Genomic DNA, 25,515 nt, shown 5'->3' with positions numbered 1-25,515 from the left:
CGCGAACAAACGCGGATGGAGGGGGATGCCTATACTGTTAGGGCCCGAAAGCTTGGGCGCCCGGTCACTAGCAAGGGAGCGCCGCCATGTTCGACATGATGGAAGCCACCCGGCTCGAGTCGCTGCATCTCACCCAGGACCCGGCCACGGGACTCAAGGCCATCATAGCCATCCACAATTCCCGGCTCGGGCCGGCACTGGGTGGTTGCCGTTATCTTCCCTATCCCAGTGAGGAAGCCGCCCTGCGCGACGCCGCGCGGCTGGCCCAGGGCATGAGCTACAAGGCCGCGCTGGCCGGGCTGCGCCAGGGCGGCGGCAAGGCGGTGATCATCCGCCCGCCTCACGTACCCAATCGCGGCGAACTGTTCGAAGCCTTCGGCCGCTTCATCGATTCCCTGGGCGGCGCCTACATCACCGCGGTGGACAGCGGCACCTCCAGCGCGGACATGGACTGCATCGCCCAGTACACCCGCCATGTCACCAGCACCACCACGGGCGGTGACCCTTCGCCGCACACCGCACTGGGCGTGTTCGCCGGCATCCGCGCCAGCGCCCAGGCGCGCCTGGGCAGCGATGACCTGGACGGCCTGCGGGTCGCCATCCAGGGGCTGGGACATGTGGGCTATGCCCTGGCCGAGCACCTGGCCGCCGCCGGCGCGGAATTGCTGGTCAGCGATATCGATTCGGGAAAAGTGGAGCTGGCGGTGGAGGAGCTGGGTGCGCGTCCGGTGCCCAATGAGGCGCTGCTCACCACGCCCTGCGACATCCTCGCGCCGTGCGGGCTGGGCGGGGTGCTCACCTCGCAAGCGGTCGGCCATCTGCGCTGCGCGGCGGTGGCGGGGGCGGCGAACAACCAACTGGCGCAGCCCGACGTCGCCGACGAACTGGAGGCCAGGGGCATCCTCTATGCACCGGATTACGTGATCAACTCCGGCGGCCTGATCTACGTTGCGCTGCAACACCAGGGTGAGGCGTTGCCGACCATCACTGCGCACCTGTCGCGGATCGCCGAGCGGCTGACCGAGGTTTATGCCCATGCCCAGGCCGATCACCTGTCGCCGGCGCGGGTCGCTGACAAGCTGGCGGAGCGGATTCTCTACGGGGAGTATTCGGGGCACTGATGCGGCCGCTCCTATGGCTTTCGTAGGAGCGGACTCCGTCCGCGATGCTTTTGCTCTCTGCAGGGTGAATAACACCTCTGGTGTTATTCACCGTCGTGAAGTTCGGGTGTTCTAGCGCCGCTTCGGTGTGCGCTGAGATATTTTGTTTCGCCCCCTCGGGCGAGTCACTTTCTCAAACGACAGAAAGTAACCAAAGGTCTTGCCCCTGCATCCGGCCCCGGCTTCGCCGGGGTCCCCTCGCTCCATCGAAGTTTCAGGGGCCCGCCGCGAAGGGCCATCCCTGGCCCATCGCGGCTCTCGCGGCATCCATGCCGCTCAACCCCTGAAACTCCGATTCCACTCGGCCTCCTGAAGGGGCGCTCCGGAGTGCGCGGACACTTCGCTGGAAGTCCTCAATAGCCAGAGCTAGAGCCAGTGCACGGCTCTTGTAGGGGCGGACCTTGTCCGCGAAATCTTTCGCGGATGAATCGTTGGTTACAGGTAACCACGGACTATTGCGCCTGCTTAGGAGCGAACTCCGTCCGCGATGGGCCGCCTCACTCGTCGGCTGCGCTCTCGCTGAAAATCTCGTTCAACGCATCGGGCTGGTTCTTGAAGGCACGGGCGAAGGCGTCGCGGTTCTTGGCCATGAAGATGCCGATTTCCTCGACCTGGTCCTCCTTGAGCGAAGGCACCGCCTTCTGCAGCACTTCGGCCAGCGTTTCCGCCAGCTCCAGCATCTTGTCGTGCCGGTCGGCTTCTGCCTTATCCATGAACAGGCGCTCCGGATCGCGGCTGCTGCGGTACACCACTTCGACGGCCATTCATCACCTCGTAAGCCTTCTCTTGTTGGGGGAGTGGAAATTACTGTTTATTTATACAGTAAAGTGATCGCGCAATGCTACTGCCGGTGCGCGAATCATTCGTCAGAGCCTAGACGCAGGAAAGAGGGAGGCGGGTATCGGGTGATGGCCCAAATGAGTGCGCGCGCCCTGTAGGCGCGCGCAGCGGTTCCGACGTGACCGGCGCGATGCGCCGTCAGTCAGAATCTTCAGAAGATAGGAATTTGGCTTAGGAAGCGCTGAGCAGACCGTGGCCGCTGCCTGTCATCGAGGCCAGCAACTGCGGCGCCATACGGCCGTGCTCGATGGCGAGGCCGAAGCGGACGCTCTGGATGAAGCGCTGCAACTGCTTCGGGTCCTGCAGTTGGCTGTTGCGGATCATGCGGCGCGCGGCGACGCCGTCCTCGGTGGAGAGGGTGAGGACGATGCGGCCGTCGAGCCCTTCAAGGCTGAAGTTGACGCGGTACTGCTGCCCGAAGGCGTCGGTCAGTACCTGAAAGGGACTTTCCATGAATCGGTCCTGCCTGTTGTGGGCGTGCTTCTGGATTGACCGGAGGGCAACCGGAAAAGTTCGCCGTCATGGTGCCGCAGCGACGGGCTGCCATGACTGCTCAAGATCAATGGCGTAGTGCTTGCAATGCAGTTCTTGCAAAGAGTGACTGGCAGGCATTCCCCTCAGGAATCCTTTAAGACGTGGAGATCTAACCAATGAAACTGGACTGGGCCGAGCGCCTGCGAGAATGGATGCATGGCTGTGCCGAATCCCTGGGCAACCTGCTGGTGGAGGGCTTTCATTACCTGGCGCTGTTCGCCATCGGCGGCTCGGTGTTCTGGTCGGCGGCGGTGGCCTTCGGCGAGATGATGGGCAAGGGGCACGCGAGCATCGATGACATCCTGCTGCTGTTCATCTACCTCGAACTGGGCGCGATGGTGGGGATCTACTTCAAGACCAACCATATGCCGGTGCGTTTCCTGATCTACGTGGCGATGACTGCGTTGACCCGCCTGATGATCGCCGACATCCAGCACAACCACGTGCCGGACGACGGCATCATCCTGGTCTCGGTGGCTTTGTTGCTGCTGGCGCTGGCGATCCTGGTGGTGCGCTATGCCTCCTCGCGCTTCCCTTCGCCGGCTTCGCCGCAGCGCAGCGGCGAGCGTGAACTGATCAGCGACGACGAGCGCTGATCGCACAGGCATTGATCACGGCCCGCCGCACAGCGGCCGGATGCACTACCATCGGTGCATCCGGCTGCCGAGGAAGTCCGAGCCCATGAAGGGATGGAAGCTGTTCGCACCCCTGCTGATCCTGGTGATCATCGCCATTACCCTCTATCTCCGCCTGCACACCCAGCCGCTGCTGCTGCAGGGCGAGGCGGATGCCACCGATGTCATCGTCGCGTCCAAGGCCAAGGGCCGGGTCGAAGTGCTGCACGTGCGGCGCGGCGACGATGTGAAGCAGGGCCAGCTGCTGATTTCCCTCAGCAGCCCCGAGTTGCAGGCCCAACTGGATTCCCTGCGCGCCGCGCGCAACCAGGTGCAGGCCAATCTCGACGAATCCCTCCACGGCACCCGCGAGGAAACCCTGCGCGCCCTGCAGGCCAGCCTGTCCCAGGCTCAGGCCGAGCTGCGCAATGCCGAGCTCGAGTACCAGCGCAACGAGGAGCTGGCCGGCCGTGGCTTCGTTTCCCAGGCGCAACTGGACCTGTCCCGCCGTGGCCGCGACGTGGCGCGCAACCGCGTGGCCGAGGCCCAGGCCAATCTCGACGAAGGCACCCAGGGCGACCGCGAGGAGCGCCGCCGCGCGCTGGAAGCCGCGGTGCGCCGGGCCGATGCGCAGATTCTCGAACTGCAGGCGCAGACCGACGACCTCAACGTGGTGGCGCCGGTGGACGGCGAAGTCGGGCCGATCCCGGCGGAGCAGGGCGAGCTGATCAATGCCTACAGCCCGTTGCTGACACTGGTGCGGCTGTCCGACAGCTATTTCGTGTTCAACCTGCGCGAAGACATCCTCGCCGACGTGAAGAAGGGCGATGAGGTGAGCATCCAGGTGCCCGCCCTGAAGAACGCCGAAGTCCGCGCCAGGGTCAGCTACATCGCGCCGCTCGGTGACTTCGCCACCAAGCGCGCCACCCGCGCCACCGGCGACTTCGACCTGAAGACCTTCGAGGTGCGGCTCTATCCGGAGAAACCGGTGGAGGGGCTGCGTCCCGGGATGAGCGCGCTGTGGCACTGGAAGCAGTAAGGCGCAACCTGCTGCGTTTCGCCCAGGCCTTCGGCAGCGAGACGCGCATCGCCCTGCGCAGCTGGACCATCCACTGGCTCGGCTGGCTCTGGCCGCTGCTGCTGTTCGTGGTAATCAGCGGCGTCTACCAGGCCGGCACCCTGCTGGACATGCCGGTGGCGGTGGTCGATGCCGATCACAGCCACCTGTCGCGGCGGATCGTCCGCGAGCTGGACGCCGGCTCCCACGCCAAGGTCGAGGTGCTCGGCGGTGGCCTGCAGGAAGGTCTGCGCCGCCTGCGCATGGCCGACGACTATGCGCTGCTGTACATCCCCCGCGATTTCGAGGCGGACGCGCTGGCCGGCCGCCAGCCCACCGCCGAGCTGTACTACAACTCGCTGTTCTATTCCGCCGGCTTCTACTCCACCCAGGACTTCAGTGGGCTGATGAGCGCCGTCAACGCCGAGCTGCGCCCGCGCCTGGCCGCCGGGATGGATCGTCCGATGCCGGCGCTGGCCAGCGTCGCGGTGTCCTACGAGAGCCTGTTCAACGCCAGCGGCAACTACATCTACTTCCAGCAGTTCGCGGCCATTGTCCACCTGCTGCAGCTGTTCGTGATCGTTGCTACCGTCCATGTGCTGGCCCGCGAGGCGCCGGAGCTGCGCGCATCGTCCCCGCACATCCTGCGGGCCCAGGCCCTCGGCGTGCGCCTGCTGGGCAAGCTGGCGCCCTACACGCTGCTGTTCAGCACGCTACTGATGGTCGAACTGTTCCTGCTGGTGGGGCTCAACGGCGCGCGGATCAACGGCAATCCCTGGTGGATGCTGGCGATCACCGTCTGCTACGTCGCGGCGGCGCAGAGCCTCGGACTGGTGCTGTTCATCTTCACCGCCAACCGCTTCAGCGCCTATTCGCTGATCGGCCTGCTGATCGGTTTGGCGCAGACCTATTCCGGCGTGCTGCTGCCGGAGCTGGCGATGCCGCAGATCGCCCGGGTGATCGCCGAGGCGGAGCCGCTGACTCACACCCTGCACGGCCTGTTCGACCAGTTCCTGCGCAAGGCGCCGGCCGAGTCGGGTTTGTACACCTGCTGCAAGCTGCTGCTCTACCCGCTGCTGGCCTACATGATCGCCAAGATGCGCCTGCGTCGGCGTCTCGACCTGAGCCCGGCGTAAGGAAAGCGCATGGAAAACTTCTGGAGCGTCTTCCGCCAATCCCTGCGCAACATGCTGGGCAAGCCGCTGTGGCTGATGATGGTGCTGTCGGTGGCGCTGACCACCTTGCCCTACGCGCACCGCACCATGAACGACCTGCCGGTGGCGGTGATCGACATGGACCACAGCGCGGCGTCCCGCGAACTGGTGCGCCTGCTTGATGCCGCGCCGAAGATCGCCACCCGCGGCTACGACCAGTTGCCCGAGGCGCAGCATGATCTCGCCTGGCGCAAGCTGTTCGCCATCGTGGTCATCCCGCTGGACTTCGAAAAGCGCGTGCTGCGCGGCGAGTCGGTCACCGTGCCGATCTTCGGCGATGCCACCAACCGCATGGCCAACGGGCAGATCCAGCAGGACATCAGCGCCACCTACAACGAGCTGTCGCTGCGCTACAACCGCGAGCGGCTGACGCGCGGCGGCTTCTCCGAGCGGCAGGCCAGCGTGCTGCTGCAACCGGCGATCGGCCAGCTCACCGACCTGTTCAACCCCGGCCCCAGCTTCGCCGCCATCGTCCTGCCCGGCCTGGTGACGCTGATCCTGCAGCACAGCCTGCTGCTCTCCTGCACGCGGGTGAACCTCAACCTGCGCGGCGGCACCCCGCGCTCGCTGCGCCAGCCCGTTTCGACGCGCTTCGGCCGCTACGCCGCGCAGTTGTCGATCTGGACGGTGCTGGCCATGCTCTTCTACGTGATCTGGCCATGGATGATGGGTTACCGGCAGACGGCCTCGTTCTTCATGCTGATGGGGCTGGTGCTGCCCTTCCTGCTGGCGGTGATCGCCATGAGCGAGTTCGTCGCCGAGCTGCTGCCGTCGGAGGAGGCGGTCTACCTGACCATGACCTTCATCACCCTGCCGCTGTTCTACATGGCCGGCTTTACCTGGCCACCCCAGGCCATGCCGCAGTGGGTGCAGCTGCTGGCCGATGCCATTCCCTCCACCTGGGCGATCCGCGCGGTGGTGGAGATGAACCAGATGAACCTGCCGCTCTCCGCCGTGGCCGACAGGATTCTTATCCTCTTCGCCATGGCGGCGGCCTATGGTCTCCTGGGTACACTGATCTACCAGTATCGAAACTGGCGATGGGACCAGCTCAAGGGCTGGTAAAGAAAGTTGAGAGGGAGTTTCGACATGAAGATGTACCTGGTTTGGCCGTTGCTCATGGCCGGCCTGCTCAGTGGATGCGGTTCCTACCACACGCTGCGCAGCGACGATGTGGTGAATGCCAGCGAGCTGCGGCTCAAGGGCACCTATTGCGGTGCCATTCCCCGGGTCTATAGCGGTGTGGTCTGGGATGCCTGCCAGCTGTACGGGGAGCCCCCGGCCGACACGGGTTACACGCCGCCGCCAACACCAGCCAACTCGACTTTCGGCCCGCCGATACTTCCCGTGCTGGACATGGCTTTCTCCGGCGTGGTCGACACCCTGGCCCTGCCCTACACCCTCTATCGGCAGAGCCGCGATGGCAGTATCGAACTGCGCAAGGATTGAGTGATGTATCCGCCACCCAACGTGGCCGGTCAATCGTTGACAGGGAGTTGAACCATGATCCTTCGCTCGATGGTTGCACTGCTGATCGCGGCGGGTGTGGCGGGTTGCGGGTCGGTACGGACGCTATCCAGCGACAACGTCGCCAAGGTCGATGATCTGGGTCTCAGGGGAACGGCGTGTGGCGACAAGCTGCCGCGAGTTTACGGTGGTGTCGTCTACAACGTTTGCGTGTTGAGCGGTGATGGTCATCGGCGAGGCGGGGCACTCTATCGCTTCGGCCTGATGGAGTATCCGGCGCCAGTCATTGATATGGGCTTGTCCGCAGTGGCCGATACCCTGGTGCTGCCCTATACCCTGTACCGCCAGAATCGGGACGGCGACATTCAGATGCTCCGCGAATAGGCCGTCTAGAGTGAGTGTTCCAGACCCTTCGAGGAACGCTGTGATGAACCCATTGAACGGCAAGGTCGCGGTAGTCACTGGCGCGGCCAGCGGTATCGGCAAGCAGATCGCCCTGACGCTCGCCAAGGCAGGCGCGGCGGTGGCCATTGCCGATCTGCAGCGGGATGCTGCGCAGCGCGTGGTGGATGAGATCGAAAGCGCCGGCGGCAAGGCCCTGGCGCTGGCCATGGATGTCACCGACGAGCAGGCGGTGGACAGCGGCATCGATCGCGTCGTGGCGACCTTCGGCAGCATCGACATCCTGGTGTCCAACGCCGGCATCCAGATCGTCAATCCGCTGCAGGACTTCGCCTTCGCCGACTGGAAGAAGATGCTCGCCATCCACCTCGACGGCGCCTTCCTCACCACCCGCGCCGCGCTGCGCCACATGTACCCGGCCAAGCGCGGCGGCGTGGTGATCTACATGGGCTCGGTGCATTCCCACGAGGCTTCGCCGCTGAAATCCGCCTACGTCACCGCCAAGCACGGCCTGCTGGGCTTGGCCCGCACCCTGGCGAAGGAAGGCGGCCCGCACGGCGTGCGCTCCCACGTGGTCTGCCCCGGTTTCGTGCGTACGCCGCTGGTGGAGAAACAGATCCCCGAGCAGGCGAAGGAGTTGGGGATCAGCGAGGAGGAAGTGGTGAAGAAGGTCATGCTCGGTGGCACCGTGGACGGCGAGTTCACCACGGTCGACGACGTGGCGCAGACCGTATTGTTCCTCGCCAGCTTCCCGTCGGCGGCGCTCACCGGGCAGTCGGTGCTGGTCAGCCATGGCTGGGGGATGCGCTGAACTCCCCGCTCCCACGTTCCTGCCCGCCTTGCGTTGTGCGTCAGACCGCCTTGGGCAACGGCGCGAACAGTGCGTCGATATCCGCGTCGTCGAGCTGCCAGTCGGAGCCTGTGCCTTCGAGGATGCCGGCGGCCAGCGCGGCCTTGTCGCGTTGCAGCATCTGGATCTTCTCTTCCACCGTGCCACGGGCGATCAGCTTGTAGACGAACACCGGCTTGTCCTGGCCGATCCGGTAGGCACGGTCGCTGGCCTGGTTCTCGGCGGCCGGGTTCCACCAGGGATCGTAGTGGATCACGGTGTCGGCGGCGGTCAGGTTCAGGCCCACGCCGCCGGCCTTCAGGCTGATCAGGAACAGCGGCACGTGGCCTTCCTGGAAGTCCTTCACCGGCGCGCGGCGGTCGCGAGTGTCGCCGGTGAGCAGGGCGTACTCCAGGTTGCGCTCGACCAGTGCCTCGCCGATCAGCGCGAGCATCGAGGTGAACTGCGAGAACACCAGCACGCGGCGGCCTTCGGCGAGCAGTTCTTCGAGCATGTCCAGCAGGTACACCAGCTTGCCCGAGGTCACCGTGCGCGCCGATTTGCCGGAGGGCGGCGGCGCTTCCTTGTTCACCAGGCGGATGTCGCAGCACACCTGGCGCAGCTTGAGCAGCGCCTCGAGGATGATGATGCGGCTGCGCGCCAGGCCTCGGCGGGCGATCTCGTCGCGGACCTTGCGGTCCAGCGCCAGGCGCACGGTTTCGTAGAGGTCGCGCTGCGCCTCGCTGAGTTCGATGTGCTGGATGAACTCGCTCTTGGGCGGCAGTTCCGAGGCCACCTGCTCCTTGGTGCGCCGTAGCAGGAAGGGGCGGATGCGCGCGGCCAGGTGGGTCAGGCGTGCCTGGTCGCCGTGGCGCTCGATGGGCGTGCGGTAGTCGATGGCGAACTGGCGTGCGTCGCCCAGCCAGCCGGGCAGCAGGAAGTGGAACAACGACCACAGCTCGCCCAGGTGATTCTCCAGCGGCGTGCCGGTCAGGCACAGGCGGTTGCGCGCTTGCAGGTGGCGCGCGGCCTGGGCGGCCTTGGTGCCGGCGTTCTTGATGTTCTGCGCCTCGTCGAGGATCAGCAGGTGGTACTCGTGCTGCGCGAGCTTCTCCGCATCGCGCGGCAGCAGGGCGTAGGTGGTGAGGATCAGGTCGTGCTCGGCGATCTTCGCGAACGCCTTGCGCCGCCCGGCGCCGTGCAGGGCGAGTACGCGCAGGCCGGGGGTGAAGCGCTCGGCTTCGTCCAGCCAGTTGGGGATCAGGCTGGTGGGCATGATCACCAGCGCCGGGCTGGTCAGGCGTCCGGCCTGCTTCTCCAGCAGGATGTGGGCGAGGGATTGCAGCGTCTTGCCCAGGCCCATGTCGTCGGCAAGGATGCCGCTGGCGCCGACTTCGCGCAGGGTCTGCATCCAGCTCAGGCCCTCGTGCTGGTAGGCGCGCAGCTCGGCGTTGAGGCCTTCGGGAATGGTTGCCGGGCGCGCGCGGTAGTCGCGCAGGCGGTGGGCAATCTCGCGCAGTTGCTCGCCGCCCTCCCAGGCCAGCGGCAGTTCTTCCAGTTCGGAGAGGCGCGAGGCGTCGGCCGCGCCCATGCGCAGGCGGCGCACCGGCGGCAGGTCGCCGATGTAGAACTCCGACAGCGTGCCGAGCATCGGCTTGAGCTTGCCGAACGGCAGCGATACCCGCAGAGGGCGATCCGAGGCGGTCTGCCAGGTGTGGATCGGGGTGCGCCCGGCATCCAGGCGCAGCACCAGTTGCTCATCGTCGGCGTGGCGGGCGAGGGCGGCTGGATCGAGCAGCGCCGGCATCCGGCGGATCAGTTCGATCAGCGACGGCAGCAGGCTGATGCGGCGGCCGTCCACCTGGATGCCCAGCTCCAGGTCGAACCATTGGCGGTCTTCGGTTTCCTCGATCTCCGCGTACCAGTCTTCCACCGGCGAGATGTCGAAGACGAACTCCGGGCGCACGTCGATTTCCCAGCCCTGCTCGCGCAGCTGCGGCAGTCCTTCGCGCATGAAGCCCTGCCAGGCGCTGTCGTCGGGCAGCTCGAACATTTCCCCGGCGCTGTCCTCCAGCGCATCGCTGCGCCGCATCGCCGGCCTGAAGCCCAGTTCGCGCAGGTCCAGGCGCCAGGCCTGTTCGAGTTCCAGCTGGCGGCTGACGCGCACGATGCGGTCATCGCGGAAGACACGGATCTCGCGGCCCGAGCGCGGGGTGACGCTGCCGGAGACCGGCATGTCGTCATACAGGAAGGCCAGCGCGGCGCGGTGCCGGGAGATGTTCTGCATGCGCCCGCTGCGCAGGTCGAAGCCGCTGTGCACATGGCTGCCCAGGGTCAGCCGCGGGCGTGGCGCGAATTCGTCGCGCGCCACGGCGGGCAATGGAGATTCGGCGGGTGGCTTCATCCGAGTTTCCTTCCGGCGATCCAGCCGAGTACGCAAACGCCCGATGATACCGCGATTTTTCTCGCCTGGGCGCGGAAGGAAACCAGCGGTCAACGGGCGAAGCGTTTGGCTCCGGCGACGCACAGCACCACGGCGACGGTGGCGCCGGCCATCAGCGGGCTGATCTGCTCGTGCAGCAGCAGGCCGGCCAGCGCCAGGCCGAAGAAGGGCTGCAGCAGTTGCAGCTGGCCGACCGCGGCGATGCCGCCGGTGGCCAGGCCGTGGTACCAGAAGAAGAACCCGATCAGCATGCTGAACAGCGACACGTAGCCCAGGCTCAGCCAGGCCGGCCAGCTGGCGCCGGAGTAAGTTTCCGGCTGGGTGTACCAGGCCAGCGGCAGCATCAGCGGCAGGGACAGCACCAGCACCCAGCAGATCACCTGCCAGCTGCCCAGGTGCCGGGCGATGCGCCCGCCTTCGGCGTAGCCCAGGCCGCAGACGGCGATGGCGGCGAGCATCAGCAGGTCGCCGGTGAGATTGCCCGCGCCGCTTTGCGACAGCGCGAAGCCGGCCACCACAGCGCTGCCCAGCAACGAGCAGATCCAGAACGCCGGGCGCGGTTGTTCGCCGGCGCGCATCACCCCGAACAGCGCAGTGGCCAGCGGCAGCAGGCCGACGAAGACGATGGCGTGGGCCGAGTTGACGTGCTGCAGCGCCAGGGCGGTAAGCAGCGGGAAGCCGACCACCACGCCGCCGGCGACCACCAGCAGGGGAAGCAGGTCGCGGCGCGCTGGCAGCTTCTGCCGCAGCACGATCAGGATCAGCGCCGCCAGCAGGCCGGCGATGCTGGCGCGGGCGAGGGTGAGGAAGGTCGGGTCGAAGTCGGCCACCGCCACCCGCGTGGCCGGCAGCGAGCCACTGAAGATGAGGACGCCGAGGAAGCCGCTGAGCCAGCCGCCGAGATTGCTGTTCGTGGCGAGCGTGTGGGTGTTGTTCATGGTGGGTCATCCAGCAGGAGGGCGAGCTTGGAGAATGCGCGCGGACCCGCCGGGCGGCCAGTGACAGAAAGGTACAATTTGCGCAAACTGTCCGTAAATTATCCCGGTACACATTATCTCTGGGGGAGCGACGGCAGCATGGGCAGGCCAAAGAGCACGCGAGTCGATACGGTGATGCACCACGTGCGCGAGCGCCTGGCCGCGCGCGCGCTGGTGCCGGGTGAGCGGCTGCCGTCGATCCGCCAGTTGGCCGAGCAGTTGGAGGTGTCCAAGACCACGGTGGTGGAAGCCTACGACCGTCTCGCCGCCGATGGGGTGATCGCCGCCCGGCGTGGCTCCGGTTTCTATGTCAGCGGCCATGCGCCGCCCCTGTCGCTGGCGGAGATCAGCCCGGCGCTGGACCGCAGCATCGATCCCCTGTGGATATCCCGGCAGTCGCTGGAAGCCGCCGACACCTCGCTCAAGCCCGGTTGCGGCTGGCTGCCGCCGTCCTGGCTGCCGGAAGACGAGCTGCGCCGCGCGCTGCGGCAGATCGCCCGGGCGCCGCAGTCGAGCCTGCTGGAGTACGGGCGCCCCTATGGCCACGCCGGCCTGCGCGAGCAGCTGGCGCGCCGCCTGGCGGACTACGGCGTGCCGGTCGGCCCGCAGCAGGTGGTGCTCACCGACAACGGCACCCAGGCCATCGACCTGGTCTGCCGCTTCCTGCTGGAGCCGGGCGACTGCGTGCTGGTGGACGATCCCGGCTACTTCAACTTCCAGGCCCTGCTGCGCGCCCACCGCGTGCAGGTGGTCGGCGTGCCCTACACGCCAACCGGGCCGGACGTGGCCGCCATGGCGGGCCTGCTGGAGCAGCACCGCCCGCGCCTGTACATCACCAACTCGGCCTTCCATAACCCCACCGGCGCGGTGCTTTCGCCGCTGGTCGCCCATCGCCTGCTGAAACTGGCCGAGGCCCACGACCTGCTGATCGTCGAGGACGATATCTTCGGCGACTTCGAGCACGAGAGTGCGCCGCGCCTGTCCGCCTTCGACGGGCTGGAACGGGTGATCCAGGTCGGCAGCTTCTCCAAGACGCTGTCCGCCTCGGTGCGCTGCGGCTACATCGCCACCCAGCCCGAGTGGTGCGAGCGGCTGGTGGACCTGAAACTGGCCACCAGTTTCGGCAACAGTCCGTTCAGCGCGGAAATGCTCCATGAGCTGCTGCGCAAGGGCAGCTACCGTCGGCATCTGGACAGCCTGCGCGCACGCCTGGCCGATGCCATGGGCGAGACGCTGCAGCGCCTGCGCACGCTGGATATCCAGCCCTGGCTGGAGCCACGCGGCGGGATATTCATCTGGGCCAGCCTGCCGGGTGGGCTGGACGCCGCCGAGGTGTCCCGCGCGGCGCTGGCGGACAACCTGGTGCTGGCGCCGGGCAATGTCTTCAGCCTCAGCCAGAGCGCCACCGGCTTCCTGCGTTTCAATGTCGCCCAGTGCCTGTCGCCGCGAGTGTTCGAGGGGCTGGAGCGGGCCATGGATGTGGCGCGCACGCGCTGACAGAAAATTTTTCGGATCGGCCTGCAGGTTTTCCTTCGCCGTTCGGCCTCTGTGCAATCCCGCTTGATCTGCACAAGGAAATTTCATGCCCGCCTGCGCGACGGCGTGCTGAAGGGCCTCGGTTTCGGCGCGGACGCTCGCTACAACGGCCGCAGTCCGGGGGCTTCGGACAACTCGCTGGACGTGCCCAGCTACGCCCTGCTGCACCCCCGCCGTGCGCTACGAAACCTTCGCCATCAACGCCGACAACCTCTCCGGCCGCGATACATCGCCGGCTGCTACGACGCTACCCGCTGCATCTACGGCAACGGCCGTGTCGTTACGGGAACCGCGACCTACCACGGGTAGGTCGCGGCGCCGGGGCGGGCGGTTGTCCAAGGATGTCGGCAGCCCCTGTGCCGTGCAGCGGATGGCGGACACAGATGCTGACAAAGACGCCGACTGATTTCTTTTAATTGAGAAGCAATATCATATAATTCTGCTTTTCAATCACTCTTCCGGGAAGCTCCCGGGAGGCTTCGCAGGATTCACCCGCATGTCAGCTACCCCGCGCTCCCGAGGCTTGAGCGGCGCCCAGGCCGGTGCCGTCACCGCCCGCATCCTGAGCGCCGTGGTCGGTGGTTACGCCCTGGCCTACACCGCCACTGCCTTCCTCAGTGTCTACCTGCCGATGTCGCGGCCGGACCGTGTATCCCTGGCCAGCCTGGCCTGCTTCATCGTCTGGGTCGCGGCGATCCTCTATGCCTTCGGTGCGCGCAGTCCCTGGCGTGCGGTCTGGGCGCCGCTGGCGCTGAGCGTCGTGCTCGGACTGGCGGCCTTCCTGCCGGCGAGCTACGGGGTGCGTCCATGAGCCTGCGCCAATCCATGTCCGGGCTGCATACCTGGAGCGGACTGCTGGTCAGCTGGATTCTCTTTGTCGTGCTGTTCTCCGGCACCGTCGCGGTGTTCGACAAGGAGCTGACCCGCTGGATGCTGCCGCAACTGCAGCCGCTGGAATCGATCCAGGTCGGCGCCGACCAGGTCCGCGAACTGATCGTCGAGCGTGCCCCCCGTGCCCACGCCTACTGGATGCTGCCGCCGAGCGAGCGCATGCCGTACTGGATCGCCGGTTGGGTGCCGGAAGACCTTGGCGAGTTCCAGTCCTTCCTGGTCGATGCGCGGACCGGCGAGGAGCTGCCGAAAACCGTGGGCGGCAATTTTTTCCTCGAACTGCACTACGAACTGCACGGCGGCATGATTGGCCTCTATGTGGTCGGCGTGGCCGGCCTGTTCATGCTGGTGGCGCTGGTCAGCGGGGTGATCGTGCACCGGCGCATCTTCAAGGATTTCTTCACCCTGCGGCCGCAGGCGGCCAGGCAACGCGCCTGGCTGGACGCGCACAACGTGCTGGGCGTGCTCGGCCTGCCGTTCCATCTGCTGATGGCGTACACGGGGCTGGCGATCTTCATCACCTTCTACATGACTGCCGGCATCCAGGCCGCCTACAAGAACGACATGGAGCGCTTCGAGCATGAAGTGCAGGGCGCCTTCGAGCGGGAGGAACTGGGCAAGCCGGCCAAGCCGCCGAAGTCCATCGACCGCATGATCCTCAAGGCGCGCGAGGCCTGGGGTGACGACAGCACCGTGGGCTGGATCAACGTCGAGCATCCTAATGACGCCTCGGCGATGGTCCAGGTGCGCCGGGCCGTCGAGCGCAGCATGGTGAATGATCAACGTACGGTGTCGTTCGACTCCGGCACCGGCGCGCTGCTGCATGTGCAGCCGCCCTACAAATCCGGCTATCACACCTACGCCTGGCTGACCGGCCTGCACATGGCGCAGTTCGGCAACCATCTGCTGCGGGTGATGTATTTCATCCTCGGCCTGCTGGGCTGCGCGATGGTCTTCGGCGGATTGCAGGTCTGGGTAAGCAAGCGTGAGGCGCGCGCTCATCGGGGCGTGGCGCTGGTACGGGTACTCAATGGCGCGGTGTGCGGCGGGCTGCCGCTGGCGTCGCTGGGGCTGCTGGCGGCATCGCGCCTGCTGCCCGCCGGGATGGCCGGGCGTGAGCGCTGGGAGGCCACCGCGTTCGTGGCGACCTGGCTGCTGGCGCTGGCCCATGCGCTGTGGCGCCGCGGTGGACGCGGCATGGCCCGTGAACAGTTCGGTGCGCTGGCCGCGCTGGCGCTGCTGCTGCCGGTGCTCGGCCTGTTCGGGCCCGAGCCCGGCCGACTGACCCGCCGTATCGCCGAGGGCGACTGGCTGATGGCGGGGATCGATCTTGGTCTGCTGCTGATGGGCGCGCTGTGCGCTGTACTGGCCTGGCACCTGGGCCGGGAACGCGCCGAGCCCGTGCGGGTGCGCCGTGGCCGTACCGAGGAGTTCGCCTGATGTTGCTGGTGTTCGGTCTGAACCTGCTGGCGCTGGCGGCGGCCTGTCTTTCGCTGTCGCGTCATCATCGTGATCTGTTCGGCAGCGCGCCCTCGGAATTCCGCGTGCGCCTGCTACGGGGTGTGGCACTGGTGGATGGGGCGCTGGCGCTGGCCTATGCGATTCATCGCATGGGGATCGAGCTGGGTATCGTCTACTGGGCGTGTCTGCTGATGATCGCCGGGGCCGCGCTGGTTTTGCTGCTGGCCTGGCGGCCGCGCTGGGCACTGCCGACGGCGGCGGCGATGCCGGTGATTGGTGGCGTGGTGGCGGTGTTGGGCTGAACCTTGTAGGAGCGAGCTTGCTCGCGAACCGTACTCTGCCGTTGCGCCCGATGCCTTTCATAGGGCGGATAACGTTCGACGTTATCCGCCGATTAGCCGCGGCTTCGGTGTTTCAGCGCCGCTTCGGCGTGTTCGGATGTCTTTGGTTTCGCCCCCTTGGGCGAGTTACTTCTTCCAAGCGTCGGAATGCCGCCTCCAAAGAAGTAACCAAGGAGGCTAGTCTCGGCATCCGGGGCTTCGCTTCGCTCAGACATCCCTCGCTCCGGTATCGCTCCGAGGGTCGGCGTAGAAGGGTCATCCCTGGCCCTCTACGCCTCTCGCGCAATACCTCCACTTGACCTCCTGACGGGACTCTGCGCGTGCCGGTGACGGTGGATGTTCTTCATAGGATGGCGTGGAGCGAAGCGATACCCATCTCGGCGGATAACGCTGCGCGTTATTCGCCCTACGAAAAGCAAGAGCATCGCGGACGGAGTCCGCTCCTACGAACGCATGCACACTGCTCTGGCTCTGGATTTAAAGACTTCCAGAGAAATATCCGCGCGCACCGGGGCGCCCCTTCAGGAGGCCGAGAGGAGTCGGAGTTTCAGGGGTTGAGCGGCATGGATGCCGCGAGAGCGTCGTTGGGCCATGGATGGCCCGTCGACGCGGGCCCCTGAAACTTCGATGGAGCGAGGGAAGTCCGGCGAAGCCGGACCCGGATGATGGGGCAAAGACCTTTGGTTACTTTCTGTCGTTTGAGAAAGTGACTCGCCCGAGGGGGCGAAACAAAATCTCCCAACACACGCCGAAGCGACGCTGGACACCTAAACAAAAACCAAAATCCGCTCCTACGAAAGCAGCCCCCAGCGCGATCACACCGTAGGAGTGGACGTCCGTCCGCGATCCGCCTACCGGCTCGGTACGCCCCCGCTCCCTCACTCCTCGAACGCCTGCCGATACTCCCCCGGCGTCCCTCCCACCACCGAACGGAACCGGTTGGCGAAATGGCTCGCACTGGAAAATCCACAAGCCAAGGCAACCTGGGCGAGCGGCTGGCGGGTGTCGCGCAGCAGGCGCTGCGCCAGGGCCACGCGGCGGGCCAGGACGTATTGGTGCGGCGGCATGCCGAAGCTTTCCCGGAACATCCGCGCGAAGTGGTATTCCGAGAGCGCCGTCTGCATCGCCAGTTCACCCAGGGACAGCGGCTGGTCCAGGCGCTGTTCGATGTATTCCGCGACGCGTCGGCGCATCACCGGCGCCAACCCGCCCTTCAGGCGCAGCCCTTCACGCAACCCGACCTGATTGAGCAGCAGGTGATCGATCAGCTCATGAGCCAGGCTGCTGGTGCGGATACGTTCGCCCGGCTCATGCCAGTCCAGCTTCACCAACTGACGGAAGCGCGCCGCCTGTTGCGGGTCGTCGAGGAAGGTCCGCTCGTGCAGTTGCAGCTCGCGCGGTTCCCGGTCCAGCAGGCGGATGCAGCCCAGGGCGAACTGTTCCTGACCGATGTACAGGTGGGCCAGGCGGATGTCGCCGTTGACGATCCAGGCCGACTCGGAGCCGGCGGGCATCACGCACAGCTTGTCCGGCGCGCCCTTGCTACCCGGCGCGCCGCGGCGGAAGGTGCCGGTGCCATCGTTCAGGTAGCACGACAGCGTGTGGTGGCTGGGCGCGTGGTAGTCGCGGGCGTCGTGACTGTTGCTCCAGATGGCCGCCGACAGTCCGTCGCCCAGCTCGGCGCAACGCTCCAGGCGGGCGTTGGGCGAGGCGTTCATCGACTGGAAGACTTCGAGCTGTTGGATGGCGGACATGGGCGTTCCTCTGTTGTGCCCACTCTACCCGCGCGGGCGCGGGTTGCCAGCTGGCTTTTTAGTAATAAGCGCAAGAATCTGCAAGCCGGCGCCAGGGCCGGGCGGGAGACTGATTCCCCAGTACTCCGGAGACCGCCATGAACCTCTCGCTCTACCTGCTCACCGTGCTCATCTGGGGCACCACGTGGATCGCCATCAAACTGCAGGTCGGCGTGGTCGCCATTCCGTTGTCCATCGCCTATCGCTTCAGCCTGGCGGCACTGGTGCTGTTCGCCCTGCTGCTGGTCTCGCGCCGCCTGCAACCGCTGGGACGGCGCGGCCAGGCGATCTGCCTGGCCCAGGGGCTGTGCCTGTTCTGCGTGAACTTCCTCTGCTTCTACACCGCCAGCCAGTGGATACCCAGCGGGCTGATCGCCGTGGTGTTCTCCACCGCCACCCTGTGGAATGCGCTCAATGCGCGGATCTTCTTCAAGCAGCGCATCGCACCGAACGTGCTGGGCGGCGGTGCCCTGGGGCTGGTCGGGCTGGTGCTGCTGTTCTGGCCGGAACTGTCCAGCCATGGCGCTGGCCGCGAGACCTACTACGGCCTGGGCCTGGCCCTGGCTGGCACCCTGTGCTTCTCGGCGGGCAACCTGCTCTCCAGCCTGCAGCAGAAGGCCGGGCTGCGGCCGCTGTCGACCAACGCCTGGGGCATGCTCTACGGCTCGCTGATCCTGCTGGCGATCTGCCTGGTGCAGGGCGTGCCGCTGACCTTCGACAGCAGCACGCAGTACGTCGGTTCGCTGCTCTACCTGGCGATTCCCGGCTCGGTGATCGGCTTCACCGCCTACCTCACGCTGGTGGGGCGCATGGGGCCGGAGCGCGCGGCCTACTGCACCGTGCTGTTCCCGGTGGTGGCGTTGAACGTTTCGGCCTATGCCGAGGGGTATCACTGGACGTTGCCGGCGCTGGCCGGCCTGGCGCTGGTGATGGCGGGCAACGTGCTGGTGTTCCGCAAGCCGAAGCCGCAGGTGACGGCGCAACCGGCGCGGGTATGAAGCGAGAAGGGCTGGAGATTTCCAGCCCTTTGCATTCTTGCTTGGTCAGAGCGACCTGGCGGCCTCGTCTATAAGGGCAGTGACTTCCTGGGCCCGCGACGCCAGCGAGGCATGGCTGCTGTCGAGGGTGATGACCTTCCTCGGGTTCATGCGCGCGGACATGCGTTGCTGATTGGCGGGTGCGATCATCCGGTCCGCGCTGGAGACTTGATACCAGGACGGCTTGGCCTTCCAGGCCGGTGTGCTGAGCGTGTCGCCGAAGGTGCTGGCCAGCGGCGCCTTCTGCGTCACCGCCATCACCAGTGCCTCGTCGGCGCTCAGGTCCTGGCAGAAGCTTTCATGGAACTTGTCGGCCTTTATCCACAGGTAGCCGTCGCTGTCCGGTTCCAGGTTGGGCGCAGCTTCCGGCAGGTGCTCCTGGGTGATGCCGCCGGGGCTTTCACCGGCGTCCGGGGCGAAAGCCGCGATGTAGACCAGGCCCGCTACCTGCGGATGATTGCCGGCCTGGCTGATCACCGCGCCGCCGTAGGAGTGGCCGACCAGCAGGACGGGCCCCTTCTGCTGCGCGATCATTTTCGTCGTGCGTTCGACGTCGTTGGCCAGCGAGGTCAGCGGTAGCTCCACCGCGTGCAGGCCGGTGTGGCCCAGCCGTGTCAGTTCGACGATGACCCTGCTCCAGTGCGCGGCACCACCCCAGAAGCCGTGGACCAGGACGATGGTAGGCAATTCGCTCATAGGCTGCTCCTCAAGGGACGCCTGCCCGGCCGGGCAGGCGTGGTAAGGATAGGTGCGCTGCAGCGCGCAATGCAGCAGCCGGATGAGCGGTGGCGTCTGGGCTCAGCCCTTCCACACCTGCGGGTTGACCAGGTTCTTCGGCCGCTCGCCGCGCAGGGCGGTCTCGAAGTTCTCCAGCGCGCACTCGGCCATGGCACGGCGGGTGTCGAAGGTGGCGGAGCCGATGTGCGGCAGGGTCACGGCGTTGGGCAGGGCGAACAGCGGCGATTCGGCCAGCGGCTCCTTCTCGTAGACGTCCAGGCCGGCGGCGAGGATGCGTTTTTCCTGCAGCGCTTCCACCAGCGCGGCTTCGTCGATCACCTGGCCACGGGCAATGTTGACCAGGATGGCGCTCGGCTTCATCAGCTCCAGCTCGCGCTTGCCGATCAGCTTGCGGGTCTGCTCCGACAGCGGCACCACCACGCAGACGAAGTCCGCCTCGCCCAGCAGCTCCTCTAAGCCGCAGAAGCGCGCGCCCAGTTCCTGCTCCAGTTCCGGCTTGCGGCTGTTGCCGTGGTAGAGCACGTCCATGTTGAAGCCGAAGCGGCCACGGCGGGCGATGGCCGCGCCAATGCGGCCCAGGCCGAGGATGCCGAGCTTCCTGCCGTACACGTCGACGCCGAACTGCGGGGTATCCACGGTGCGCTTCCACTGGCCGGCCTTGGTCCAGGCGTCCAGCTCGGCGGTGCGCCGGGCGGTGGCCATGATCAGCGCGAAGCCCAGGTCCGCGGTGGTTTCGGTGAGTACGTCGGGGGTGTTGGTCAGCGGGATGCCGCGCTGGTTCAGGTAGGCGAGGTCGTAGTTGTCGTAGCCGACCGAGATACTGGAGATCACTTCCAGCTGGCCGGCGTTGGCCAACTGCTTCTCGCCCAGCGGGCGGCCCACGCCGATCATGCCGTGGGTGGTCGGCAGGGAGGCGGCGAACTGTTCGTTCACGTCGCCCTGCTTGGGGTCGAGCACGGTGACGTTGAACTGGCTGCGCAGGCGGTCGAGGTGTTCCGGGGCAAGGCGGCTGAAGACGAAGACGTTCTTTTTCATGGCGCTCGGACGGCTGGTGAAATGAAGGGGGTAACCCTACCACCGTCAGGCCGGAGCGGGGCAAGGCCCACACGCGTGGCGGGCGCTTATCGAACGCTGGGATGGCTGTTGCCTTGGGGGAGGAGCGAGCTTGCTCGCGAACGGACTTCCCTGCGATCTCGGTGCCATGCGGTTCGCGAGCAAGCCCGCTCCTACAGGGAGTTTCCGGGCATTACGGAGCGGGAGAAGGAGGGTTGCGGGCAAGTTCGCTCACACCGGGGTAAGGAGTTACATCGAGCGAACTTGCCCGCAAACGCGGGAAAGCGGATCAGGGTGCGACGCTGGCGACACCCGCGCCGTCGGCCTGGAGCACGCCGGGCAGGTTTTCGCGCAGGTAGGCGACCCAGGTCTTGATCTTCGCGTCCAGGTACTGCCGCGACGGGTACAGCGCGTACACGTTCAATTGCTGCAGTTTGTAGCGCGGCAGCACCCGCACCAGCGAGCCGTCGCGCAGGCCGGCGACCGCCGAGTAGACGGGCAGGGCGCCGATGCCCATGCCGGAGCTGATTGCCTCGGTCATCGCATCGCCCACGTTCACCTGGAAGACCGACTGGCCAAGGGTAATCATTTCCTGGCCGTTGGGACCATCGAACAACCACCTGTCCAGGGGTAGTACTGGACTGATAAGGCGCAGGCAGTCGTGTTCGATCAGTTCCGAAGGCGTTTTCGGCGTGCCGCGCCGGGCCAGGTAATCGGGCGAGGCGCAGAGGATGCTGTAGGTTTCGCCGATACGCTGCGACACCAGGCCCGAGTCCGGCAGTTCCGAGGCGACCACGATGGCCACGTCGAAGCCTTCGTCGAGCAGGTCCGGCACGCGGTTGGCCATGGTCAGCTCGAAGGTCACCTCCGGATGCAACTGGCGGTACTCGGCGATGGCGCGGATCACGTAGTGCTGGCCGATGCCGGTCATCGAGTGCACGCGCAGGCGGCCGGCGGGGCGGGCGTGGGCGTCGCTGGCCTCGGCCTCGGCTTCTTCGACGTAGGCGAGGATCTGCTCGCAGCGCAGCAGGTAGCGCTGGCCGGCCTCGGTCAGGGCGATGCGCCGGGTGGTGCGGTTGAGCAGGCGTGCCTGGAGGTGCGATTCGAGGTTGGCCACCGCACGCGAAACATAGGCGGTGGTGGTGTTCAGCTGCTGCGCGGCGGCGGTGAAGCTGCCGGTTTCCGCGACGCAGACGAACGCTCGCATGGTCTGCAATGTGTCCATGGGGGCCTCGTCAGTGGGAGCGGCGTATTGTCACACGGATGGAAGGTTCTATTGTTTCATTATCGGTAACAAACAATCGCAAATCAGCCGTCTTATCCGTTCCCTTTCACCTCCCTAAAATTCAATCGCCGCAATTGGCTCTGCCGGCATCTCCAAGCCCGGCCCCACGCTGAAAAGCTAGATCACTTCCAGGACCTCCACCGTGTCGCGTCACCTCATGAAAGGACTGACGTTCGTCGGCTCCTTTGTCATTTTTTCAACAATCGCCGGATGTATCAGCACCAATGGCATCGCCCCGCAGGAACAGCGCCTGGGCGATACCGAGCTGGCCACCGATGCCGCCATCGCGCACGCCAACCGGGAAGCCGGCTGGCCGGCGGAGCAGTGGTGGCGCGCCTATGGTGATCCGCAGTTGAATGCCTGGGTGAAGACCGCGCTGGAGGGCAGTCCGACCCTGGCCCAGGCCGAGGCGCGGGTGCGCATGGCGCTGTCCATGGCCGGCGTCGCCGAGTCCGCCGAGTCGCCGCAGATCAGTGCCGACGCCTCGCTGACCCGCCACCGCTGGCCGACCGACTACTTCTACGGTCCGGGTGACCTGGCCGACACCACTACCTTCAACAACAACGCCGCCCTGGGCTTCAGCTATTCGCTGGACCTCTGGGGCCGCGAGCGCAGCAACACCGAGCGCTACCTGGACATCGCCAAGATGACCGCCGCCGAGGCGCGCATGGCCCAGCTGGAGCTGGAGAGCAACATCGTCCGCGCCTATATCCAGCTGTCGCTGCAGTACGCCGAGCTGGACATCGGCAAGGCCATGCTCAAGCAGCAGCAGGACATCCTCGCCCTCGCCCAGCGCCGCCTGGCCGGCGGCATCGGCACCCATTTCGAAGTCAGCCAGGCGGAAACCCCGCTGCCGGAAACCGAACGCAAGATCGAGTCGGTGGACGAGGAAATCCAGCTGACCCGCAACCAGATCGCTGCCCTGGCCGGCAAGGGCCCTGGCGCCGGCGCCGCGATCCAGCGCCCGAGCCTGAAGCTTGCCGAAGGCCCTGGCCTGCCCAGCAAGCTGCCGATGGAACTGCTTGGCCACCGTCCGGACGTGGTCGCCAGCCGCTGGAAGGTCGCCGCGCAAGCCAAGGGCGTGGACGTCGCCCGCGCCGAGTTCTATCCCAACGTCGACCTGGTCGCCAGCATCGGCTACAGCGCAGTGGGCGGCGGCGTGCTGGAATTCCTCAACGCCGAGAAGTTCACCTATGGCGTCGGCCCGGCCATCTCGCTACCGATCTTCGACGGCGGTCGCCGCCGTTCGCAGCTGGGCCAGGAATCGGCCGGCTACGACGCCGCCGTGGCGCAGTACAACCAGACCCTGGTCAACGCCCTCAAGGGCATCTCCGACCAGCTGATCCGCATGCACTCCATGGAGCTGCAGCAGGGCTTCGCCGAGAAGTCCGTGGCCTCTGCCCAGCGCACCTACGACATCGCCACCAAGGCCTACCGTGGCGGCCTGACCGATTACCTCAACGTGCTCAACGCGCAGACCCGCCTGTTCCAGCAGCAGCTGGTGGAACAGCAGGTGCGCGCCGCGCGCCTTTCCACCCATGCCGGCCTGGTGGTTGCCCTGGGCGGTGGCCTGATGGACGTCCAGGAAGGGCCGAGGGATTCGAAGATGGTCCCGGAGACCGTCGACGTCCGTGCGGTGAGCGAGCGCTGAGATGGCGGCGAATGACTACAGCGCCCATCCGCCGGCGCCGCTCGACGCCCTGCGTCGCGCACTGCTGGAGTGGGGGCGCAGCGACGGCGTCACCTGGATCTACATCGCCAAGGTGCTGCTCGCCGCGCTGCTGACCCTGTGGCTGGCGATGCGCCTGGAGCTGCCGCAACCGAGCACGGCGACCATCACCGTGTTCATCGTCATGCAACCGCAGAGCGGCCAGGTGTTCGCCAAGAGTTTCTACCGGATCATCGGCAGCCTGATCGGCCTGACCGTGATGGTGGCGCTGATCGCCATCTTCGCTCAGGAGCGGGTGCTGTTCCTGCTCGTCTCGGCGCTGTGGATCGGCCTGTGCACCGTGGGCGCCGCGCGCTACCGCGACTTCCGCTCCTACGCCTGCATGCTGGCGGGCTACACTGCGACGCTGATCGGCCTGCCCGCCACCCTGCACCCTGAAGCCGCGTTCATGTCGGCGATCTGGCGGGTGCTGGAGATCTGTCTCGGCATCGTCTGTTCCACCGTGGTCAGCGCCACGTTGTTCCCGCAGACCTCCACCACCGCCATGCGCAGCGCGCTGTACCAGCGTTTCGGCGCCTTCGCCGGCTTCGTCCTGGACAACCTCGGCGGCGGCGAGCGGCCGAAGTTCGAAGCCGCCAACGTGGCCTTCGCCTCCCAGGCCGTGGGCCTGGAAGCGCTGCGCAGCGTCACCCGCTTCGAAGACCCGCACATGCGCCTGCGTTCGGGCCGCCTGTCGCGCCTGAACAACGAGTTCATGGTCGTCTCCACCCGCTACAACGCGTTGCACCAGTTGCTCGAGCGCCTGCGCGTGCAGGAAGCCGCAGCGGTGCTGCGCGCCTTGCAGCCCTGCCTGGACGAACTGGCCCAGGTGCTCGCGCCCTGGCGCGGGCAGTCGGTCACCGAGCGCGATGCCGAACGCCTCGCCGCGCAGCTGGAAAGCCACCGCTCGCGGATGATGCAGTGCATCCGCGCGGGCCGTGGGCAACTGCTCGCCGAGCAGGATGACGCCGCCGCACTGCTGGACTACAACACCGCCGGCGAGCTGCTCTACCGCCTGGCCGACGACCTCTACAACTACGCCCTGACCCACGCCTCCCTGGCCGCCCACAAGCACGAGCGGGAGAACTGGAAGCACGGCTTCTCGCCCAAGGCCAACCTGGTCGCCTCGCTGGTGGCGGGCGGGCGTACCGCGCTGATGGTGCTGGTGTTCGGCCTGTTCTGGATCGAGACCGCCTGGCCCAGCGGCAGCACCTTCGTACTCAACGCGGCCGCCGTCGCCGCGCTGGTCTCGGCGGCGCCGGACCCTGCGAAGCTGGCCATGCAGATGGCCGTGGGCACCTTCTTCGCGGCGATCCTCGGCTTCTCCGAAACCTTCTTCGTGTTCCCGCACCTGGACGGCTTCGCCCTGCTGGCCTTTGCCCTGGCGCCGGTGTTCGCGGTGGGCGCGTTCCTCTCGATCAAACCCCAGTACGCCGGCTACGGCCTGGGCCTGCTGGTGTTCTTCAGCTTCGGCGCGATCCCGGCCAACCTGACGGTCTACGATCCGGGCCGCATGCTCAACGAGTACATCGCCCTGGTGCTGTCGCAGAGCCTGGCTGCGGTGATCGTCGCGGTGATCATGCCGCCGACCAGCGCCTGGCTGTGGCGCCGCCTGGAGAATGAGTTGCGCCTGCGCGTGGTGGAAGCCATCAGCGGCAAGCTCGATGGCCTGGTGTCGTCCTTCGAGAGCGGCACCCGCGACCTGCTCAACCAGGCCTACGGCGCGGCCGCGCGCAGCCCGCAGATGCAGCGTCGCCTGTTGCGCTGGACCTTCGTGGTGCTGGAGATCGGCCATGCGGTCATCGAGTTGCGCGCTGAACAGGAAGCCCTGCCGAACGAGCCCTGCTACGCCGAGTCGACCCCCTGGCGCCAGTCGATCCGCGCCGTGGGCCGTGCGCTGATCCGCCTGTTCGTCAAACCCAGCGAAGCCAACCGCGAGCGCGCCCTGGCCGCCGTGGAACAGGCCATCGACTGCGTGAAACACACAGACGAGCCGCGCGCCCCCGACTTCGAGAGTTCGCCCCTGCGCCGCGTGCTCAGCTACCTGCACTTCATCCGCAGCAGCCTGCTCGACCCGCAGTCGCCGCTGCGCGACAGCAAAACCTCTTCAGGAAAGACCCTCCATGTTGCCTGAC

At 66.5% G+C, this 25,515-nt stretch carries 23 protein-coding genes; 15 read left to right on the top strand and 8 right to left on the bottom strand.

What is annotated here, in order from left to right; all coding sequences use genetic code 11:
* Positions 1–86 precede the first annotated feature (86 nt).
* Complete coding sequence (locus SD196_RS21995) at positions 87–1,121, top strand: Leu/Phe/Val dehydrogenase (RefSeq protein WP_275608481.1); 1,035 nt, start codon at positions 87–89, stop codon at positions 1,119–1,121.
* Between the two features lie 536 nt (positions 1,122–1,657).
* Here SD196_RS21995 and SD196_RS21990 read toward each other — a convergent pair.
* Both SD196_RS21990 and SD196_RS21985 read right to left on the bottom strand, forming a co-directional pair.
* Positions 1,658–1,924, bottom strand: coding sequence for a YebG family protein (locus SD196_RS21990; RefSeq protein ID WP_331319211.1), 267 nt, complete (start codon positions 1,922–1,924; stop codon positions 1,658–1,660).
* Positions 1,925–2,171: 247 nt separating this feature from the next.
* Entirely contained in the window at positions 2,172–2,453 is a 282-nt protein-coding gene (locus SD196_RS21985) for a DUF3509 domain-containing protein (protein ID WP_416310661.1), read from the bottom strand.
* 197 nt (positions 2,454–2,650) lie between these two features.
* Between SD196_RS21985 and SD196_RS21980 the strand changes: the two genes are divergently transcribed.
* The 7 genes from SD196_RS21980 to SD196_RS21950 all read left to right on the top strand — a co-directional run bounded on the left by SD196_RS21980 (position 2,651) and on the right by SD196_RS21950 (position 8,099).
* On the top strand, positions 2,651–3,130 hold the full coding sequence (locus tag SD196_RS21980) for a phosphate-starvation-inducible protein PsiE (RefSeq protein WP_275608478.1): 480 nt from the start codon (positions 2,651–2,653) through the stop codon (positions 3,128–3,130).
* An 85-nt stretch (positions 3,131–3,215) separates the two neighbouring features.
* Positions 3,216–4,187: an HlyD family secretion protein gene (locus SD196_RS21975; protein WP_331319210.1), complete on the top strand. Its 972-nt coding sequence runs from the start codon at positions 3,216–3,218 to the stop codon at positions 4,185–4,187.
* Positions 4,169–5,341, top strand: coding sequence for an ABC transporter permease (locus SD196_RS21970; RefSeq protein ID WP_275608476.1), 1,173 nt, complete (start codon positions 4,169–4,171; stop codon positions 5,339–5,341). Before SD196_RS21975 ends, SD196_RS21970 begins: the two co-directional genes overlap by 19 nt.
* Positions 5,342–5,350: 9 nt before the next feature.
* Positions 5,351–6,484, top strand: coding sequence for an ABC transporter permease (locus SD196_RS21965; RefSeq protein ID WP_416310660.1), 1,134 nt, complete (start codon positions 5,351–5,353; stop codon positions 6,482–6,484).
* A 24-nt stretch (positions 6,485–6,508) separates the two neighbouring features.
* A complete protein-coding gene (locus SD196_RS21960; RefSeq protein WP_275608474.1) occupies positions 6,509–6,868 on the top strand; it encodes a YceK/YidQ family lipoprotein in 360 nt (119 codons plus the stop codon).
* Between the two features lie 54 nt (positions 6,869–6,922).
* Positions 6,923–7,270, top strand: a complete 348-nt coding sequence (locus tag SD196_RS21955) for a YceK/YidQ family lipoprotein (RefSeq protein ID WP_416310659.1) — start codon at positions 6,923–6,925, stop codon at positions 7,268–7,270.
* A 43-nt stretch (positions 7,271–7,313) separates the two neighbouring features.
* The gene (locus tag SD196_RS21950) at positions 7,314–8,099 is read left to right on the top strand and encodes a 3-hydroxybutyrate dehydrogenase (RefSeq protein ID WP_416310658.1); all 786 of its coding nucleotides are present in this window, start codon (positions 7,314–7,316) and stop codon (positions 8,097–8,099) included.
* Between the two features lie 40 nt (positions 8,100–8,139).
* On the opposite strand, the gene SD196_RS21945 is transcribed toward SD196_RS21950, so the two are convergent.
* Together SD196_RS21945 and SD196_RS21940 are read right to left on the bottom strand one after the other, a co-directional pair.
* Positions 8,140–10,170, bottom strand: a complete 2,031-nt coding sequence (locus SD196_RS21945; protein ID WP_416311764.1) for a DEAD/DEAH box helicase — start codon at positions 10,168–10,170, stop codon at positions 8,140–8,142.
* Positions 10,171–10,610: 440 nt separating this feature from the next.
* A complete protein-coding gene (locus tag SD196_RS21940) occupies positions 10,611–11,498 on the bottom strand; it encodes a DMT family transporter (RefSeq protein WP_370599992.1) in 888 nt (295 codons plus the stop codon).
* Between the two features lie 138 nt (positions 11,499–11,636).
* Here SD196_RS21940 and SD196_RS21935 point away from each other — a divergent pair, with 138 nt between their 5' ends.
* From SD196_RS21935 to SD196_RS21920, 4 genes are all read left to right on the top strand, one after another.
* The gene (locus SD196_RS21935; protein WP_416310657.1) at positions 11,637–13,034 is read left to right on the top strand and encodes a PLP-dependent aminotransferase family protein; all 1,398 of its coding nucleotides are present in this window, start codon (positions 11,637–11,639) and stop codon (positions 13,032–13,034) included.
* A gap of 535 nt (positions 13,035–13,569) precedes the next feature.
* Positions 13,570–13,884 carry a DUF3649 domain-containing protein gene (locus SD196_RS21930; protein WP_275608469.1) on the top strand — a complete coding sequence of 105 codons (315 nt, stop codon included), beginning with the start codon at positions 13,570–13,572 and terminating at the stop codon, positions 13,882–13,884.
* A complete protein-coding gene (locus SD196_RS21925) occupies positions 13,881–15,404 on the top strand; it encodes a PepSY-associated TM helix domain-containing protein (protein ID WP_275608468.1) in 1,524 nt (507 codons plus the stop codon). Before SD196_RS21930 ends, SD196_RS21925 begins: the two co-directional genes overlap by 4 nt.
* The gene (locus tag SD196_RS21920) at positions 15,404–15,727 is read left to right on the top strand and encodes a DUF3325 domain-containing protein (RefSeq protein ID WP_275608467.1); all 324 of its coding nucleotides are present in this window, start codon (positions 15,404–15,406) and stop codon (positions 15,725–15,727) included. Before SD196_RS21925 ends, SD196_RS21920 begins: the two co-directional genes overlap by 1 nt.
* 917 nt (positions 15,728–16,644) lie before the next feature.
* Here the strand turns inward: SD196_RS21920 and SD196_RS21915 are convergent.
* Positions 16,645–17,520, bottom strand: a complete 876-nt coding sequence (locus tag SD196_RS21915) for a helix-turn-helix domain-containing protein (RefSeq protein WP_275608466.1) — start codon at positions 17,518–17,520, stop codon at positions 16,645–16,647.
* A gap of 137 nt (positions 17,521–17,657) precedes the next feature.
* Here SD196_RS21915 and SD196_RS21910 point away from each other — a divergent pair, with 137 nt between their 5' ends.
* A complete protein-coding gene (locus tag SD196_RS21910) occupies positions 17,658–18,557 on the top strand; it encodes a DMT family transporter (RefSeq protein ID WP_416310656.1) in 900 nt (299 codons plus the stop codon).
* Positions 18,558–18,602: 45 nt separating this feature from the next.
* Here the strand turns inward: SD196_RS21910 and SD196_RS21905 are convergent, their stop codons facing one another.
* The 3 genes from SD196_RS21905 to SD196_RS21895 form a co-directional block, all read right to left on the bottom strand.
* The gene (locus SD196_RS21905) at positions 18,603–19,292 is read right to left on the bottom strand and encodes an alpha/beta hydrolase (RefSeq protein ID WP_370599989.1); all 690 of its coding nucleotides are present in this window, start codon (positions 19,290–19,292) and stop codon (positions 18,603–18,605) included.
* 102 nt (positions 19,293–19,394) lie between these two features.
* Entirely contained in the window at positions 19,395–20,369 is a 975-nt protein-coding gene (locus tag SD196_RS21900) for a 2-hydroxyacid dehydrogenase (RefSeq protein ID WP_416310655.1), read from the bottom strand.
* Positions 20,370–20,676: 307 nt separating this feature from the next.
* Positions 20,677–21,612 (bottom strand): LysR family transcriptional regulator, encoded by a 936-nt coding sequence (locus SD196_RS21895; RefSeq protein WP_275608462.1) that lies wholly within the window; start codon positions 21,610–21,612, stop codon positions 20,677–20,679.
* Positions 21,613–21,829: 217 nt separating this feature from the next.
* Here SD196_RS21895 and SD196_RS21890 point away from each other — a divergent pair, with 217 nt between their 5' ends.
* Both SD196_RS21890 and SD196_RS21885 read left to right on the top strand, forming a co-directional pair.
* Positions 21,830–23,323 carry an efflux transporter outer membrane subunit gene (locus SD196_RS21890; protein WP_370601705.1) on the top strand — a complete coding sequence of 498 codons (1,494 nt, stop codon included), beginning with the start codon at positions 21,830–21,832 and terminating at the stop codon, positions 23,321–23,323.
* Position 23,324: 1 nt separating this feature from the next.
* Positions 23,325–25,514 carry an FUSC family protein gene (locus SD196_RS21885; RefSeq protein WP_416310654.1) on the top strand — a complete coding sequence of 730 codons (2,190 nt, stop codon included), beginning with the start codon at positions 23,325–23,327 and terminating at the stop codon, positions 25,512–25,514.
* The last annotated feature ends 1 nt before the right edge of the window (position 25,515 follow it).

The sequence above is a fragment of the Pseudomonas macauensis genome (genome assembly GCF_047902425.1).
Classification (GTDB): domain Bacteria; phylum Pseudomonadota; class Gammaproteobacteria; order Pseudomonadales; family Pseudomonadaceae; genus Pseudomonas.
This window is presented reverse-complemented; position numbering and strand designations above follow the sequence as displayed.